This is a genomic window from Candidatus Paceibacterota bacterium (assembly GCA_035452965.1).
Classification (GTDB): domain Bacteria; phylum Verrucomicrobiota; class Verrucomicrobiia; order Limisphaerales; family UBA8199; genus UBA8199.
The window spans coordinates 35,591-50,851 of the sequence record DAOTCE010000026.1 but is presented as its reverse complement, the minus strand read 5'-3'; the positions used below and the strand labels follow the sequence as shown (position 1 = coordinate 50,851).

Below are 15,261 nucleotides of genomic sequence, written 5' to 3'. Positions count from 1 at the left end.
TGAAAAGCATGACTTATATCAAGACGCGGGTCGCGGAGTCCGGGCATAGTCTCCGCGACATATAACCGTCGGCACGGATGACCAGCGGTGAAACATCAACGAATAGAATACAACGAAAGAAAGGCTACATGTTTTGTTATCAGTGTGAACAGACTTCGCGAGGTGTGGGGTGCCAGGACTTTTCGGTCTGCGGCAAGGACGAGAACAGCGCCATTCTGCAAGACTTGCTGGTGCATGCCGCCAAGGGAATTGCGCAGTACGCGCACCGGGCGCGCGGGCTGGGGGCCAAAGACCCGGCGGTGGACCGGTTCATCCTTAAGGCCATGTTCATCACGGTGACGAACGTGAACTTCGACGCGGAGGCTATTGCGGCCGCGCTGCGCGAGGCGGCGCAGGTGCGCGACAAGGCCAAGGCGATGTATGAAGCGGCGGCGCGCAAGGCGGGCAAGACACCCGAGACGGTAAACGGTCCCAGCACGTGGGCGCCCGCGCCAACGCAGGAGGGTTTGGTAGCGCAGGGCAGAATAGTGTCCGTCCTGACACGGAAGGACAAGCTCGGGCCGGACATCAACGGGCTTCAGGAGCTGCTGGTCTATGGGATCAAGGGCGCAGCGGCCTACGCGGATCACGCCCAGATTCTGGGGCAGGAGGCGGATGAGGTCTACGCGTTTTTCGAGGAGGCACTGAGCTGCCTGGCGGAAGAGACGCCGTCGGAGGATCAGTTGCTCGCGATGTGTCTCAAGTGCGGGGAGATTAACCTCAAGACGATGGAGATTCTCGACCATGCGCACACCAGCACTTATGGGCATCCGGTGCCGACGCCGGTGCGCGTCGAGCCGGTGAAAGGCAAGGCCATTCTCGTATCGGGGCACGACCTGAAAGACCTTGAGAAGCTCTTGCAGCAGACGGAGGGCATGGGGATCAATGTCTACACCCACGGTGAGATGTTGCCAGCGCACGGTTATCCGAAGTTCAAAAAATACCGGCACCTGGTGGGCAACTACGGCGGGGCCTGGCAGGACCAGCGGGACGAGTTCCGGGCATTCCCGGGGGCGATCCTGATGACGACGAATTGCTTGCAGGAGCCGCAGGAAGGCTACAAGCGTCGCATCTTCACTGCGGGCCACGTGGGCTGGCCGGGGATTCCCCATATCGCGAACGGCGATTTCGCCCCGGTGATCGAGGCGGCATTGGCAGCGCCCGGGTTCAGCGAAGACGGGCCGGACAAGACGATCCTGGTCGGGTTTGGCCACAACGCCGTGCTCGGCGTAGCCGACAAGGTAATTGACGCGGTCAAGACCGGGGCGATCCGGCATTTCTTCCTGGTGGGCGGCTGCGACGGGGCGCGGGCGGGACGGAACTACTACACCGAGTTTACCGAATCGCTGCCGGAGGATTGCGTAATCCTAACCCTGGCGTGCGGTAAGTATCGGTTCAACAAGCTGGATTTTGGAACCATTGGCGGGATTCCGCGCCTGTTGGACATCGGGCAGTGCAACGACGCCTACGCGGCGATCCAGATCGCGGTCGCCCTGTCCAAGGCGTTCAACTGCGGGGTGAACGATCTGCCGCTGTCGCTGGTGTTGTCATGGTACGAGCAGAAGGCGGTGGCGATCCTGCTGACGCTGCTTTACCTGGGCATCCGGAACATCCGATTGGGGCCGACATTGCCGGCGTTCGTGACCCCGAACGTGCTGAACGTGCTGGTGGAGAAGTTCAACCTGATGCCGATCAAGGATGCGCAATCGGATATCGCGGCCATTCTGAATTAGGCGGCGTGAGCCGACACGAAAGCGGCGTGGCGGAGTGATGGAGCAGGGCGCGCTGGGAACAGCGCTGCCTGCCAATATAACGGGGCGCGGCTCGCCAGAACCGCGCCCCTTTTCTTTGACGCAGAAGGGACTGGCCCTGGAGGGCGGTACGCGTGAGTCGGCGCGATTTCTCAGGCCGACAGGTCTCGCACAGCTTTTGGAGTGTGGCGGGAAGCGAAGCGCCACGCCGCTTTCGGAGGCATGCCGATTCCGGAAAAGCGGCGTCGCCGCTGCGCTCTGCCGCCGCAGTCCAAAAGGCGAGGCGTCGGTTCGCCGGGGAGAGTGCAGCCTGCATTTTATGCGCTGCGGGAGCGAGCGGGTTGGCGGGAGCGGTAGAAGAGGTAGAGGGGGGCGCCGATGAGGGTGAGGGCGGTGCCAAAGGCGGAGTTGATGAGGGCGGGTTTGCCGGCGGCCACAGCGGCCTGGTAGCCGATCACGTCGTTGTAGATGGTGAAGCCGAGGTAGAGCACGGAGAAGATGACGAAGGTCCAGGGGACAAAAGGGTAGCCGGGGACTTTGTAGGGGCGTGGGGCGTCGGGCATTTTGCGGCGGAGGACGAAGATGCCGTAGGCGCTGGCGGCATAGAAGAACCAGCTCACGAAGATGAGGGTGTCGGTGAGGGTGTCGAAGGTGCCACTGAAGAGGAGCAGGGCGCTCCAGATGCCTTGGGCGACCAGCGATGCGGCAGGGGTGTGGAAGCGGGGATGGACACGGGCGAGGGGGCGGGGGAAGTAATCCGCGCGGGCCATGGAGTAGTAGAGGCGGGCGGTGGCCAGGATGGTGGCGTTGGCGGTACCGAAGGTGGAGACCATGACGGCGGCGGCGATCCAGCGTCCGCCGCCGGCGAAGCATCGTTCGGCAACGTCGGCGGCGACAAGCTTGGACTGGGCCATCTGGTCTATAGGCAACACGTAAGCGTAGGCGACGTTGATGAGCAGGTAAACGGCAGTGACAGCGAGCATTCCCCAGAAGAGGCCGAGGGGGATGTTGCGCTGGGGCTGTTTCACTTCGCCGGCGATGTAGGTGAGTTTGTTCCAGCCGTCGTAGGCCCAGAAGGCGCCCTGGAGGGCGGCGGCGATGCCGGCGACAAGGGCCAGGCCGGTGAGATGGATATGGGCGCTGGGGGTGGTGAGGTTCGCTGTGGATCCGCCGGTCGGCAGACAGAATGCGGCGATTACCAGCAGCAACATGGCGGCGACCTTGGCAATAGTGAAGATGTTCTGCACCAGGCCGCCAAACCGGACGCCGAGGTAGTTAATGGCGGTGAGGAGGACAATGACGGCAGCGGCGAGACATTTGACGCCGATTTCCTTGAGAGGCGAGACGTCGCCGACGAACGGGACATGGAAGGACCAGGCGGCGAGGGTGGCCGGAAGTTCGGGCAGGGGGAGGAAGTGGGTGGCATATTCAGCGAAGACGTAAGTGATCGCTGCGATGGACCCGCATTGGATGATGGCGAAGATGGCCCAGCCATACAGGAAGGCCAGGAACGGGCCATACATACGCTCGAAGTAGATGTACTGGCCGCCGGTTTCCGGGATCATGCTGGCGATCTCGGCGTTGGTGAGCGCACCGAACAGGGTGAGCACACCGGCCAGCACCCAGACACCCAGGAGCAGCTCGGGCGAGCCGACCTGTGCCGCCATGACGCCGGGCTTGCGGAAGATGCCCGAGCCGATGACACCGCCGATGACCAGCATCACAGTGGTGAACAGGCCGAGAGTGGGAAGGAGGCTGGGGCTGGGAGGGCGAGGAGGGCCGGACGGGGTCATTGGTGCGAGGGCGTGAGCAGTGTGGACCGCAGTCTACTCCCTCACTTCCTTCAACAATTTCACCGCCGCGTCCACCAGCATCTCGCCGGCGCCGGGCTTGACGCGGGCGTTGGTGACTTCGTAGCTGCCCTCGCCGAAGGCCTTGAGCGTTGGGACGTAGCTCGGGCGATCGTTGCAGATCTCGATCACCATCGTGCGCTGGAAGGGAGAGGCCTGCTTGATGGCCAGGCCCAACTCGACGAAAATCTCGCACGGCAGGCAGACAATTGCGGTTTCGGCGTCCAGGCGGAACACCTGCACCTCCAGTGGGTAACGCGGGCTCAGACGGGCCAGATCGAGCGTGCGAACGGCAGCCACCTTGGTAAGGAATGGGGTGTCCCTGTCATAGAATTTCTCCATGACCGCACGGGCCTCGGCGATCTCTTCCGGTGTGGCCTGCTGGAAGGGCACCCGCACGACGGCGCTTCGAGCGGCCAGGGCGGGCTTCGAGAGGGTCGGTAGTTGCTTCGATTGCTCAACGACCACCCGCCCGAGTGTGTCACCGATGCGCTCGGCAATCTGGAACTTCTGCCGGGAGGCGGGCGCTTCGTTGACATTGATGTGGTTGAGGTCGCCGCATGTACCCAGGCCCAAGGTCGAGGTGAATTGCTGGCCGAACGCGCCGCGGAGCGTCTGTTGGAGGAAATACGAGTAGTCCGCGCTGTATTCCGTGCCGCCCACAGTGTCGGAGTGCACGGCGAAGACGGTCAGACCCGCGAAAGGTTGTGCCGCGTCGAGGCCGCGCGCGAGCAGGATGCCAACATCCGGGTCAATAGGTCCCGCGGGGCGCACGATATCGGGATTGAGTTGGCCGGGGTTGAAGACCACGGTGCCGTTCTTCATCCAGAAACGGCGATTGAATGAAAGCCCCTCCTGCTTCGCAATGCCGGCCTGCAGTTGCGCCGGGCGAAGAGTCGCCTGGGCCGCGGCGATAACGTTCACCAGCCGATCGGTTAGGAAAGCGGCATAATCCACTTTTTCCTGCGGGTCGGTCTGGTTCTTCTTGAGGGCGGCTTCGTGGAAGTATTCGCGCAGCGGTCCTTCGTACAGCGGCCCGGTGTGGGTGTGCGTCGCGCAGATGACGATATTGGCGGCCGGTATGCCAGACCGCTGGCTGGCCTGGGCGCGCGCGGCGGTTGAAACACTCAGCGGCACGCCGATCAGGTCGCAGGCGACCAGCGCAACCTGCTGACGGCCTTGCTGGAGCACAATTGCCTTGGCGTGGAGCGGATCGTGAATGCCGGTCGAGATGCGCTCGTTGAAATAGCCCGCCATGCGATAGCCGACGGGCGGAGTGATGTCCACCTCCGCTGCGCCGACATGCAGCGGCGGGGCAGGAGATGCTGTCTGGTTGACGTGGCTGCAACCAACGAGGAGGCACAAAGCTGGCAGGAAATAAAGCAGTAGCTTTCGTGTGATGTAATTCATGCTCAGGAGCAGGTAAGATCGTCACCTGTGTCTTGGACGTCAAAGGAATTCACAGCCATCCCGTGCCACAAATAGGGTCCTCTGTGGATTTCCGGGGAACCCCGCTGGCGATCCGCCGTCTCGCACTCCAATTCTTGCCTCCAGCACACCCGCCAGATGGGCGACGGCGCCGTTACCATGGTTTCTTGACTGCTTTGGCTTGTGGATGGCGTGTCAGTGCGGTTAGGTCACGGTGTGGTTCCCATGGGGGCCGACCCCCATGGGAACCACACCGTAGCGCCACCGCATCGGCACCGTATCAGCCAGCCAGGGGAGCCGGAACCAGCGGGGACTGGAAGAGGCAAGCGGCAGCATCACTGTCCAAAATATGGACAGTGCGCAGGATTTGGAGGTCGGGAGGGGAGTCATCTGGTTCTGGCTGGGGAGCAATGATGACCACCTAATCCCTGAGCCTCGGCTATCCGGGTGGTGCGGGTGAGAACCACCGTTGGCATGTCCCGGAAGTAACTGGGGCAGTTATGAGGTGTGTGCTATTCGAAGTCCATTGGTTACCAGCGTTGACTGGCAAGCTCCGGTCGCTCGAACTGCCCCCACCCTTGGAACAACCTCTCGGATGAGGGTTAGAATTTCAGATTCCACTCGTCGAGTGCGTACTTTTCTCCGACGAGGCGAGTGATCAAATCGAGGGGAATCGGTGCAAGCGGGATGGTGGCCTTCCAGGCCTTGGCGAGGGCAGTCTTCAAGGCGTGTGGCGGAACGTTCAGGTTGATCAGGAAGTCGGAATGCGATCGGTTGAGGCGGTAATCCGGCTGGCGGGAAGGTTGTGGGAGGGTCTTTTCCACCAGGCTCAGATCAAGGTGGAGCAGGAACGAGCCGTGGAACAACAGGAAGCGGCGATGGCGGCGCTGGGAGTTGCCGGAAAACTTGAGCCCGCCGATCGCCAGGTCGGTTTGACCGCGCCACTCGACAGGAGCCATGAGCAGCGGGGCCAACGTGTCGCGGTGGCGTTCGAGAATGAGGCGATTCGTGGCGTGAATGCTGTGGAAGGGACCGCAGTGGTCCATGCGCAGGACCAAGGAATAATTCAGGACACCCGGGCCTTGCAGGACGGCTCCGCCTCCCGAACAGCGCCGCAGGACGGGGATGGTGTGCTTGTGGCAGTAGGGGAGGTTCACTTCGGTCGCGGCCTTATTGGCGTAGCCAAGCACGACGAAATACTCCGGGAGCGCCCAAAGCCGGAGGAGTTCATCGCTCTCACCGGCCTCGCAGAGGTTGAGCAGGACTTCGTCGCAAGCGAGGTTCTCCTCGGGGGTCGCCAGCGTGAGGTCGCAGAGTTTCATGTGCTATAGTATTTGGCTGACAATACGCGGGCCTTGCGCTGTAATACAACCCGCCTTGAGTCGTTTGACGCGCAACCAGTGAGAGTTTAAGTAAGAATCTCAGGAATGACAAAGTGAAAGTGCCAAACACAGAACAAGATTACTCCGCGCCTGACCTGCAAGTGCTGCCGGCGCCGGAACAAACCGAAGAAGAGCGGTGGCTCGAGTCGCTGGAGAGAGTGGTGGAGTTTGCGCTCAAGGACCAGGGACCGCAAAAGACGGCGGGCTTCCTGCTTGGCCTCACGGAACGCTTGCGGGCGCGCGGCGTCGAGGTGCCGAGGGTGGTAAGCACTCCTTACATCAATACTATCCCGGCTGATAAACAGGCCCCGTTTCCCGGGGATTGGGAGATGGAACGGCGGATCAAGAGCTTCATCCGGTGGAATGCGATGGCGATGGTGGTCAACGCGAATCGCGAGCACAGTGGCCTGGGCGGCCATATTTCGACTTACGCTTCGTCGGCGACGCTGTGCGAGGTGGGATTCAACCACTTCTTCCGAGCGCGCACCGGGGATTTCGCGGGGGACATGGTTTATTTCCAGGGCCACGCCACACCCGGGATATACGCGCGGGCGTTCCTGGAAGGGCGGTTGGAGGAGCGGCACCTGCACAATTTCCGCCAGGAATTGTCCGAAGACGGCGGCTTGTCGTCCTACCCGCACCCGTATCTAATGCCGGAGTTCTGGCAGTTCCCGACCGTGTCCATGGGGCTGGGGCCACTGCTTTCGATATACCAGGCCCGCTTCAACCGCTATTTGCGCGCACGAGGCTTCATCGAAGGCGAAGAGCCGAAGGTGTGGGCTTTCATCGGAGACGGGGAAACCGATGAGCCGGAGACGCTGGGGTCGTTGACGCTCGCGTCGCGGGAGGGGCTGGACAACCTAGTCTGGGTGGTCAACTGCAACTTGCAGCGGCTTGACGGGCCGGTGCGCGGCAACGGCAAGATCATCCAGGAACTGGAGGCCGCCTTTCAGGGCGCGGGCTGGAACGTCATCAAGGTGATCTGGGGCACGGCGTGGGACGAACTGCTGGCTGCCGACAAGACGGGGCTGCTGCTCAGGCGGATGGAAGAGGCTTTGGACGGCGACTACCAGAAATACTCCGTTGAGCCTGGCAGTTACACGCGCCGGCATTTCTTCGGCAAATATCCTGAGCTGTTGGGGTTGGTAAACCACCTGACGGACGAGCAGATCCACAAGTTGCTGCGGGGTGGCCACGACTCGCGCAAGGTCTATGCCGCCTACAAAGCCGCAATGGAGCACAGAGGCCGGCCAACGGTGATCCTGGCCAAAACCGTCAAGGGCTACGGTCTGGGTGAAGCCGGCGAAGGACGCAACATCACGCATCAGCAGAAAAAGCTCAACGAGAAGGAACTGCGGTCATTCCGCGCCCGGTTTGGCGTTCCCATAGGCGATGAGGAGATAGCGGAGACCCCGTTCTTCCGCCCCGCGCCGGAGAGCCGAGAAACCAAGTACTTGTTGGGGCAGCGCGCAAAGCTCGGCGGGTTCGTGCCCCAACGCGTCGTGCAGGCCAAGCCGCTCGAGGTGCCGAAGCTGGAGACATTCGGCGACTTGCTCAAAGGCACAGCGCGGACGGAAATGTCCACAACGATGGGATTTGTGCGTCTGCTGAGCACACTGATCCGCAATAAGGCCATCGGGCGCCAGATTGTGCCGATCATCCCGGACGAGGCGCGCACGTTTGGCCTGGACGCGCTGTTCCGCGAGGTCGGGATCTATTCCTCCAAAGGGCAGCTTTACGAGCCGGTGGATAGCAAGTCGCTGCTTTACTACAACGAGAGGAAAGACGGGCAGATCCTCGAAGAGGGCATTACGGAAGCCGGGGCGATGGCTTCGTTTCTGGCGGCGGGCACTTCCTACGCGACGCACGGCCTGCCCATGATTCCGTTCTACACGTATTACTCGATGTTCGGTTTCCAGCGCATAGGCGACCTGATGTGGCTGGCGGGCGATATGCGGGCAAAGGGCTTTCTGCTCGGCGCCACCTCGGGCCGCACCACGCTCAACGGCGAGGGCCTGCAGCACCAAGATGGCCACAGCCTGATCCTGTCGAGTACGATTCCAACGCTGCGCACCTACGACCCGGCGTTCACGTACGAGGTGGCGGTGATTATCGCCGACGGCCTGCGCCGGATGTACACCGAAGGGGAGGAAGTGTTTTACTACCTGACACTGTACAACGAAAACCACGAAATGCCGCCCATGCCCGAGGGCGTGGCGGAGGGAATTTTGAAGGGCCTCTACAAGTTCAAGGCGGGGCCTGCCAGGAAAGCGGTCAAGGCGCATGTGCTGGGCAGCGGACCGATTATCCGCGAGGCGCTGCGGGCACAGGAGATTCTGGCTGAGAGATTCGGTGTCTCGGCCGATGTCTGGAGCGCGACCAGCTACAAATTGCTGCGCAATGACGCGCTGGGGGCCAAACGCTGGAACATGCTGCACCCGACTGAGCCGCCCAGGAAGTGTTACGTAGAGAATGTCCTTGCGGACGAAAAGGGGGTCTTCGTGGCTGTGTCGGACAACATGAAGATTGTGCCTGACCAGATTGCGCCGTGGGTGCCTGGGGGGCTGACGACGTTGGGCACGGACGGTTACGGCCGCAGCGAGACGCGCGAGCGGCTGCGCCGCTTTTTTGAAGTGGACGCCGAATCGGTTGTGATCGCCACGCTGCACGCGCTGGCGGCAAAGGACATGGTGGACCGGCGGGTGGTGGCCAGGGCGATCAAAGACCTGGGTATGGACCCCGACAAGGCCTATCCGGAGCTGGCGAGCTGGTAGTGGGTCATGGCGACAAGCGATATGCATGCAGCGGATCATGGGCGTGGTGTCAAACCATGCGACAGGCAGAGTGGGGCCAGCTAACTCGCAGTTTTGCGAAATGAGAAGGAGAACAATTAAGCCGCGCAGAGCAGCGGCAGCTGCGGCGGACACTGACAACCCATTCCGGCTGGATGGTGAGACGGCCTTGATCACCGGCGGTGGCACGGGGCTGGGCTTGGCGATTGCGCGGAGCATGGCCCTGGCCGGGGCCAGGGTGATCCTCGCCGGGCGCCGGGCGGCCGTGCTGAAGTCGGGAGCGGCTGCCATCGGACCGCAGGCTGGCTATGTCACATGCGACGTGCTTAAGGTTAAAGACGTTCCCAAGGTTGTTGCCCGGGCTGAAGCATTGTTTGGCCCGATTACGATTCTGGTTAACAACGCCGGCATTCACCTTAAGAAACGTGCTCTGGAGACCAGCGAAGACGAGTTCATGGGTGTATTCAAGACGCACGTTCTCGGGACTCATGCTCTCACGCGAGCAGTGCTGCCCGCGATGCTTCGGCGCAGGCATGGCTCGATTATCCTCGTTGCCTCGATGGCGGCGCTCTTTGGCGTCCCGCGCGTCTTTGCCTACAGTGCAGCCAAGAGCGCCTTTCCGGGCATGGTCCGCGCGTTGGCGACCGAGGTGTCGCCATCGGGTGTGCGCGTCAACGCCATTGCGCCGGGCTGGATTGAGACGGATATGTCGCGTCAGGCGATGGCTGGCGACCCGGCGCGCAAGCGGCGAATCCTGGCTCGCACCCCCTTGGGCCGGTTCGGGGAGCCGGAGGATATTGGCGCGGCGGCGGTTTATCTCTGCTCGCCCGCTGCGAAGTTCGTGACGGGGATCGTCCTGCCGGTGGATGGTGGAGTGAGTATCGGTTTCTAGACTATGCCTGTGGTAACCACCCAGACCGGTGCCGAGGCGCAGGCCCGTCCCAGCTCGCGCTCCGTGTGAATCACTGCCAAGTATGAAACTCGGTCTCGGGCTCTACCGCCACCAGTTGAACGAGGAACACTACCGGTTTGCCCGGCAATGCGGCTGCACTCACATTGTGGCGCACTTGGTGGATTACTTCCGTTCTTCCCGCAGCAACCAACCAGGCGACCAGCCGGTTGGGGATGATACCGGCTGGGGCTTGGCTGGGGACCCGCATGGCTTATGGACGTGCGAAGAACTGACGGCCCTCAAGCGGCAGATCAACGCTGCAGGATTGGAGCTGGAGGCCATCGAGAACCTCGACCCCGCCCATTGGCACGACATCTTGCTCGATGGACCTCAGAAGGCGCAGCATCTGGAAAACGTCAAGTCCACCATCCGCAACCTTGGCGAGGCTGGCATTCCGATCCTGGGTTACAACTTTTCCATTGCGGGGGTGGCTGGCCGAGTGAAGGGGCCCTTCGCGCGGGGCGGCGCGGAAGCGGTGGGCATGAACGGCGCGTTCGACGAGCCGCTGCCAAAGGGGATGGTGTGGAATATGGTCTATGACCGCAGCGCATCCGCCGGGGCTGTGCCTTCCGCGACGAACGACCAGCTTTGGGAGCGCGTGCAAGGCTTTCTGCAGGAAGTGATTCCCGTGGCGGAGGAAGCAGGCGTCACCCTGGCGGCGCATCCGGACGACCCACCCTTGCCGACCGTCCGCGGCCAACCGCGCCTGGTCTATCAACCACGCCTCTACCAGAAGCTACTCGACCTCAAGCCGAGCCCGCGCAACGCGTTGGAGTTCTGCGTCGGCACGCTGGCCGAGATGACGGAGGGCGATGTCTGCGAGGCTGTGGACACCTACAGCCGACAAGGCAAGCTGGCCTATGTCCACCTGCGCAACGTCCGCGGAAAGGTGCCGTTCTATAAGGAGACGTTCATTGACGACGGCGATGTGGATGTTCTTCGCGTCCTGCGCATTCTCAAGCAGAATGACTTTCAAGGAGTGATCATTCCCGACCACGCGCCACAGGTGACCTGTTCCGCTCCGTGGCACGCCGGCATGGCCTACGCCCTCGGCTACCTGCGGGCGGGGATGCAAGCCTGCGACGCTTGATTTTGCTGGCGGTTATGTTCTTTTTGTGCACATTGCTGCGCACCGACGTATGGACTTGAAACTTCCGCCTCTGGGTGAAGGTGCCGATTCAGGCACCGTGGTGAGCTTGTTCGTTAAAGAGGGCGACACGCTGGCCAAGGATCAGCCTATCCTGGAACTGGAGAACGAAAAAGCCGTCGCCACCATTCCATCCACCGCTGCGGGGACGGTCGCGGAGGTGTTTGTGAAGGCGGGTGAGAAGATAAGGGTAGGGCAGCGAATTCTGTCACTCCGCGAAAGCGGCCAAGCCAGTGCAGGGCCGGTCGCAGTGGCAGAGTCGGCCCCCCGGAAGAGTCGCGAGCGCCTAATCCAGACGCCGTCCCCGGAGCAGGTGCCAACCGCTGCGGAGGAGGAGTTCCCGGAACTTAGCGCCGAGGCGAAACCGGGAGGGACGCCTGCCGCCGCTCCATCCCTCCGGAAGCTGGCGCGCGATTTGGGCATTGACCTCTCCCGTGTCCGGGGCAGCGCCCGCGGCGGGCGAATCCTGCTGGAGGACGTGCGTGCCTATATCCAACGACTTCAGCGGCTCGCGGTGGCCCCCCGCGGCACAAGCGCTGCGGCGCCCTCGAAGCCGCCCGCCCAGCAGATTGACTTCTCCCAATGGGGCCCGATTTCCAGACAACCGCTTTCTCCCCTGCGCGCCGTGATCGCCCGCCGGATGGCGGAAAGCTGGGACACCACCCCTCGCGTTACGCAGTTCGACGAGGCCGATATCACCGCCCTGATGGCCTTGCGCAAGAAATATGCTGCTGCCTATGAGCAGAAGGGCGCCCGGCTTACCCTGACCTCATTTGCGTTGAAGGTGGTCGTGGATACGCTGAAGAAGCATCCGATCTTCAATGCCAGCCTCGACGAGGTTGCACAGGAGATCGTCATCAAGAACTACTACCACCTTGGCCTGGCGGTGGATACGGAGGCAGGTTTGATCGTTCCGGTGATTCGCGACGCGGACAAGAAGGGCCTGCTGGCGCTTTCGCTGGAGTTGGAGGAATTGGCCGGCAAGGCGCGTGCGCGCAAACTGTCGGCGGAGGAGCTGAAAGGCGGCACATTTACCATCTCCAATCAGGGCGGAATTGGCGGGGCGCACTTCACACCCATCGTTAACAAGCCCGAGGTGGCGATACTCGGCCTGGGCCGCGGCGCGATGAAGGCCGTGGTGCGGGAGGACCGGATTGAGCCGAGGTTGATGTTGCCGATCGGGCTTTCCTATGACCACCGCGTGATCGACGGCGGCGCCGCCGCTCGCTTCACAGTGGACCTTGTGCAGGCTTTCGAGAACTTCCGGGAAGAGGATGTGAAGATATGACCGGGCGGAGTGGTGGAATGATTGAGCGGGGGGATGATGGTCAGCCGGGTGTTGGCTGCTCGCGGCGCTCCACTTCACTCCGGAACTCCGTCACTTAGCAACTCTGTATTCCGCTGAGCGCTTTTTATGGACCCGATCAAAACTGAAATTGTCGTTGTGGGTGCCGGGCCGGGCGGCTACGCCGCGGCCTTCTACGCGGCGGACCTGGGCAAGCGAGTCATCCTGGTCGAGCGCGAGAAACGCCTGGGCGGTGTCTGTTTAAACCAGGGCTGCATCCCGTCCAAGGCCTTGCTCCACGCTGCCCACACGATCACCGCCGCGCGGGAGTCCGAGCAGCGCGGCATTGTTTTCATCGCGCCAGCCATTGACGTGGCCAGGCTGCGAGCTTGGAAGGAGTCCATCTTGACTCGATTGGCGGGCGGCGTGGCGCAACTGGCAAAGCTGCGCGGGGTGCAGATCATGCATGGGCGGGGCTACTTTGAGGATTCGCACACCCTCCGTGTCGAGACCGAGCAAGGCCAGCAGTTTATCCAGTACGACCACGCCATCATCGCCATCGGCTCCAAGGCGGCGATGCCCCGCGATTTCGATTTGGGCAACCCGCGGGTGATGACTTCAACCGAGGCGTTGGAGGTTGAGGACATCCCCGAGAACCTGCTGGTGATCGGCGGCGGCTACATCGGCATGGAGTTGGGAACGGTGTATGCCACCTTCGGCAGCAAGGTCGTGCTGATCGAGGCGCTGGACAGCATTCTGGCGGGGGCCGACCCCGACCTGGCTCGGCCTATCGTGGCTTACGCAAAGAAGGCCTTCAAAGAAGTCCGGCTGAGCAGCAGAGTCGGCAAGATGTCCACCAGCGGCAAGCAAATCAAAGTTGTGTCCGAGACCGCGGGCGAGAAGCGGGAGGAACTCTACGACCGAGTGCTGGTCGCTGTTGGCCGCGCTCCGAACGCCGAGGACCTCGGCCTGGAGAACACCAAAGTCTCCTTTGACGAGAGGGGCTTCATCCACGTCAACGAGAAGCAGCAAACGACCGACCCGGCCATATACGCGATCGGCGACATCGTAGGCGGTGTGCTGCTGGCTCACAAAGCCACCAAGGAAGGACGCATTGCCGTCGAAGTCATCGCGGGTGAGGAGAGTGCGTTTGTGGATATCATCGTCCCGGCGGTCGTGTTTACCGACCCCGAAGTGGCGTGGTGCGGGTTGACTGAGGCGGAAGCGAAGGCCAAGGGCATTCCCGTGCAAGTGAGCAAGTTCCCGTGGGCGGCTTCCGGGCGGGCGTTGACCTTCGACCGTCCTGAAGGGCTGACCAAGCTGATCATTGAGCCGGACACCGAGCGAATTCTGGGTGTCGGAATCGTAGGGCAGGGGGCTGGGGAATTGATTGCTGAGGGTGTGCTGGCCGTCGAAATGGGGGCAACGGCGAGAGACCTGGCCCTTGCCGTCCACCCGCACCCCACGTTGTCGGAGACGCTCATGGAGGCGGCAGAGGCCTTCTACGGCCACGCCACCCACACAATGGCACGGAAAAAGTCGTAACCGCCGGGCTCAGTCGGCGCCAAATCTTTAGTTCTTGCGGTCGGCATCCGACCGATTACCATTAGCTTCAGTTGGCTGTTTGCGGCCAGCGAAATGGTTCGGGGCGTAGCGTAGCTTGGTAGCGCGTCTGAATGGGGTTCAGAAGGTCGTGAGTTCAAATCTCACCGCCCCGACCATTTTGACTGCCACTTGTCGCAGAGCGGTCTCCAGCCATAATGGCGGTGGATACGTGATTTATGCTAAAGCTTGTTCTCCTCAGCGCGGGAATGACGGGGCGCTCGCATGAATTGAGTGCCGAAAAGACCACCATCGGCCGGGTGGAGGACAACAACTTCCAGATTGCCGAACCGTCCGTCTCCAGCCACCACTGCGAAGTGCTGCTGCGCGGCAGCGACGTGATGGTACGCGACCTGAACTCCACCAACGGCACCTTCATCGGCGCGGAGAAGGTGACCCAGAGTGTCCTCAAACCAGGCCAAATCCTCCGACTGGGCCAGGTCCAGATGCGCCTTGAGGCCGACGCGGCCGGCGCACCCCCGAGGAAGCAATTCGACCGCACCACCGTAATCGCCGGCGGCGTGAAAGCCAGCGAGCTTGATTACGCGCACACCGGCCCCGGTTTCGACACTAAGAGCGCGGGCTTCTCCAAGAAGGACAACAAGGTCAACCAGATCTTCATTCTCGTTGGAGTGGTGCTTGGGTTGGTGATCCTGGCCCTGCTGATTTACATCGCCTCGACGATTGGGAAATAGCCGCCCCCAGCGCGGCTCAGAAGGACCGTCTGCGCCAAGGTCGGCGGTAAGAGCAGGAATCTCTTACCTGGCCGCACGCCGTTGGAGCCGGCGCTTGGATTTGGCGGGCTGGGCGGGGGCTTTGCGGACCTCTCGCCGGATCTTTCCTATTTGGCCGGCCAGATTCTTCTCCACGTGCTCCCGCCACACGAAACGACACGGGCAGTCCTTGTTCGGACACTTCTCCAGGCGGTCGAGCTGCTTGCGCCGTTCCCGAACCAAGGCGTTTAGTCTTGCCAGCTCGGCTTCGAGTTCCGTTGCGTCAGGCGGCTTCCCATTCGTTCTCATGCATCTGAGGA

The 15,261-nt window shown here is 62.1% G+C and carries 11 protein-coding genes and 1 tRNA gene; 8 read left to right on the top strand and 4 right to left on the bottom strand.

Features of this window, described 5'->3' with window-relative positions; all coding sequences use genetic code 11:
• The first annotated feature begins 128 nt into the window (after positions 1 to 128).
• Positions 129 to 1,772, top strand: coding sequence for a hydroxylamine reductase (gene hcp / locus P5205_16795; protein ID HSA12021.1), 1,644 nt, complete (start codon positions 129 to 131; stop codon positions 1,770 to 1,772).
• A gap of 335 nt (positions 1,773 to 2,107) precedes the next feature.
• Here hcp and P5205_16790 read toward each other — a convergent pair whose 3' ends face one another.
• The 3 genes from P5205_16790 to P5205_16780 form a co-directional block, all read right to left on the bottom strand.
• Positions 2,108 to 3,583 carry an amino acid permease gene (locus P5205_16790; protein ID HSA12020.1) on the bottom strand — a complete coding sequence of 492 codons (1,476 nt, stop codon included), beginning with the start codon at positions 3,581 to 3,583 and terminating at the stop codon, positions 2,108 to 2,110.
• Between the two features lie 33 nt (positions 3,584 to 3,616).
• The gene (locus P5205_16785) at positions 3,617 to 5,050 is read right to left on the bottom strand and encodes a neutral/alkaline non-lysosomal ceramidase N-terminal domain-containing protein (GenBank protein ID HSA12019.1); all 1,434 of its coding nucleotides are present in this window, start codon (positions 5,048 to 5,050) and stop codon (positions 3,617 to 3,619) included.
• 620 nt (positions 5,051 to 5,670) lie between these two features.
• The gene (locus P5205_16780; GenBank protein ID HSA12018.1) at positions 5,671 to 6,390 is read right to left on the bottom strand and encodes a lipoate--protein ligase family protein; all 720 of its coding nucleotides are present in this window, start codon (positions 6,388 to 6,390) and stop codon (positions 5,671 to 5,673) included.
• Positions 6,391 to 6,551: 161 nt separating this feature from the next.
• Between P5205_16780 and aceE the strand changes: the two genes are divergently transcribed.
• The 7 genes from aceE (at position 6,552) to P5205_16745 (ending at position 14,923) form a co-directional block, all read left to right on the top strand.
• Entirely contained in the window at positions 6,552 to 9,224 is a 2,673-nt protein-coding gene (gene aceE, locus P5205_16775) for a pyruvate dehydrogenase (acetyl-transferring), homodimeric type (GenBank protein HSA12017.1), read from the top strand.
• A 100-nt stretch (positions 9,225 to 9,324) separates the two neighbouring features.
• The gene (locus tag P5205_16770; protein HSA12016.1) at positions 9,325 to 10,134 is read left to right on the top strand and encodes a glucose 1-dehydrogenase; all 810 of its coding nucleotides are present in this window, start codon (positions 9,325 to 9,327) and stop codon (positions 10,132 to 10,134) included.
• Positions 10,135 to 10,216: 82 nt separating this feature from the next.
• Entirely contained in the window at positions 10,217 to 11,284 is a 1,068-nt protein-coding gene (locus P5205_16765) for a mannonate dehydratase (protein ID HSA12015.1), read from the top strand.
• Between the two features lie 49 nt (positions 11,285 to 11,333).
• Positions 11,334 to 12,629, top strand: a complete 1,296-nt coding sequence (locus P5205_16760; protein HSA12014.1) for a 2-oxo acid dehydrogenase subunit E2 — start codon at positions 11,334 to 11,336, stop codon at positions 12,627 to 12,629.
• Between the two features lie 126 nt (positions 12,630 to 12,755).
• Positions 12,756 to 14,171, top strand: a complete 1,416-nt coding sequence (gene lpdA / locus P5205_16755; protein ID HSA12013.1) for a dihydrolipoyl dehydrogenase — start codon at positions 12,756 to 12,758, stop codon at positions 14,169 to 14,171.
• A gap of 99 nt (positions 14,172 to 14,270) precedes the next feature.
• Positions 14,271 to 14,347 (top strand) — tRNA-Pro (locus P5205_16750).
• 60 nt (positions 14,348 to 14,407) lie between these two features.
• On the top strand, positions 14,408 to 14,923 hold the full coding sequence (locus P5205_16745) for an FHA domain-containing protein (GenBank protein HSA12012.1): 516 nt from the start codon (positions 14,408 to 14,410) through the stop codon (positions 14,921 to 14,923).
• Between the two features lie 63 nt (positions 14,924 to 14,986).
• Here the strand turns inward: P5205_16745 and P5205_16740 are convergent, their stop codons facing one another.
• Complete coding sequence (locus tag P5205_16740) at positions 14,987 to 15,250, bottom strand: hypothetical protein (protein HSA12011.1); 264 nt, start codon at positions 15,248 to 15,250, stop codon at positions 14,987 to 14,989.
• Positions 15,251 to 15,261: the final 11 nt, after the last annotated feature.

What these genes read in the sequence shown, in the direction of transcription:
- lpdA (HSA12013.1), top strand. Translation starts at nt 12,756, where the DNA reads ATGGACCCGATCAAAACTGAAATTGTCGTTGTGGGTGCCGGGCCGGGC.
- P5205_16770 (HSA12016.1), top strand. Translation starts at nt 9,325, where the DNA reads ATGAGAAGGAGAACAATTAAGCCGCGCAGAGCAGCGGCAGCTGCGGCG.
- P5205_16790 (HSA12020.1), bottom strand. Translation starts at nt 3,583, where the DNA reads ATGACCCCGTCCGGCCCTCCTCGCCCTCCCAGCCCCAGCCTCCTTCCC.
- P5205_16780 (HSA12018.1), bottom strand. Translation starts at nt 6,390, where the DNA reads ATGAAACTCTGCGACCTCACGCTGGCGACCCCCGAGGAGAACCTCGCT.
- hcp (HSA12021.1), top strand. Translation starts at nt 129, where the DNA reads ATGTTTTGTTATCAGTGTGAACAGACTTCGCGAGGTGTGGGGTGCCAG.
- P5205_16785 (HSA12019.1), bottom strand. Translation starts at nt 5,050, where the DNA reads ATGAATTACATCACACGAAAGCTACTGCTTTATTTCCTGCCAGCTTTG.
- P5205_16740 (HSA12011.1), bottom strand. Translation starts at nt 15,250, where the DNA reads ATGAGAACGAATGGGAAGCCGCCTGACGCAACGGAACTCGAAGCCGAG.
- P5205_16765 (HSA12015.1), top strand. Translation starts at nt 10,217, where the DNA reads ATGAAACTCGGTCTCGGGCTCTACCGCCACCAGTTGAACGAGGAACAC.
- P5205_16745 (HSA12012.1), top strand. Translation starts at nt 14,408, where the DNA reads ATGCTAAAGCTTGTTCTCCTCAGCGCGGGAATGACGGGGCGCTCGCAT.
- P5205_16760 (HSA12014.1), top strand. Translation starts at nt 11,334, where the DNA reads ATGGACTTGAAACTTCCGCCTCTGGGTGAAGGTGCCGATTCAGGCACC.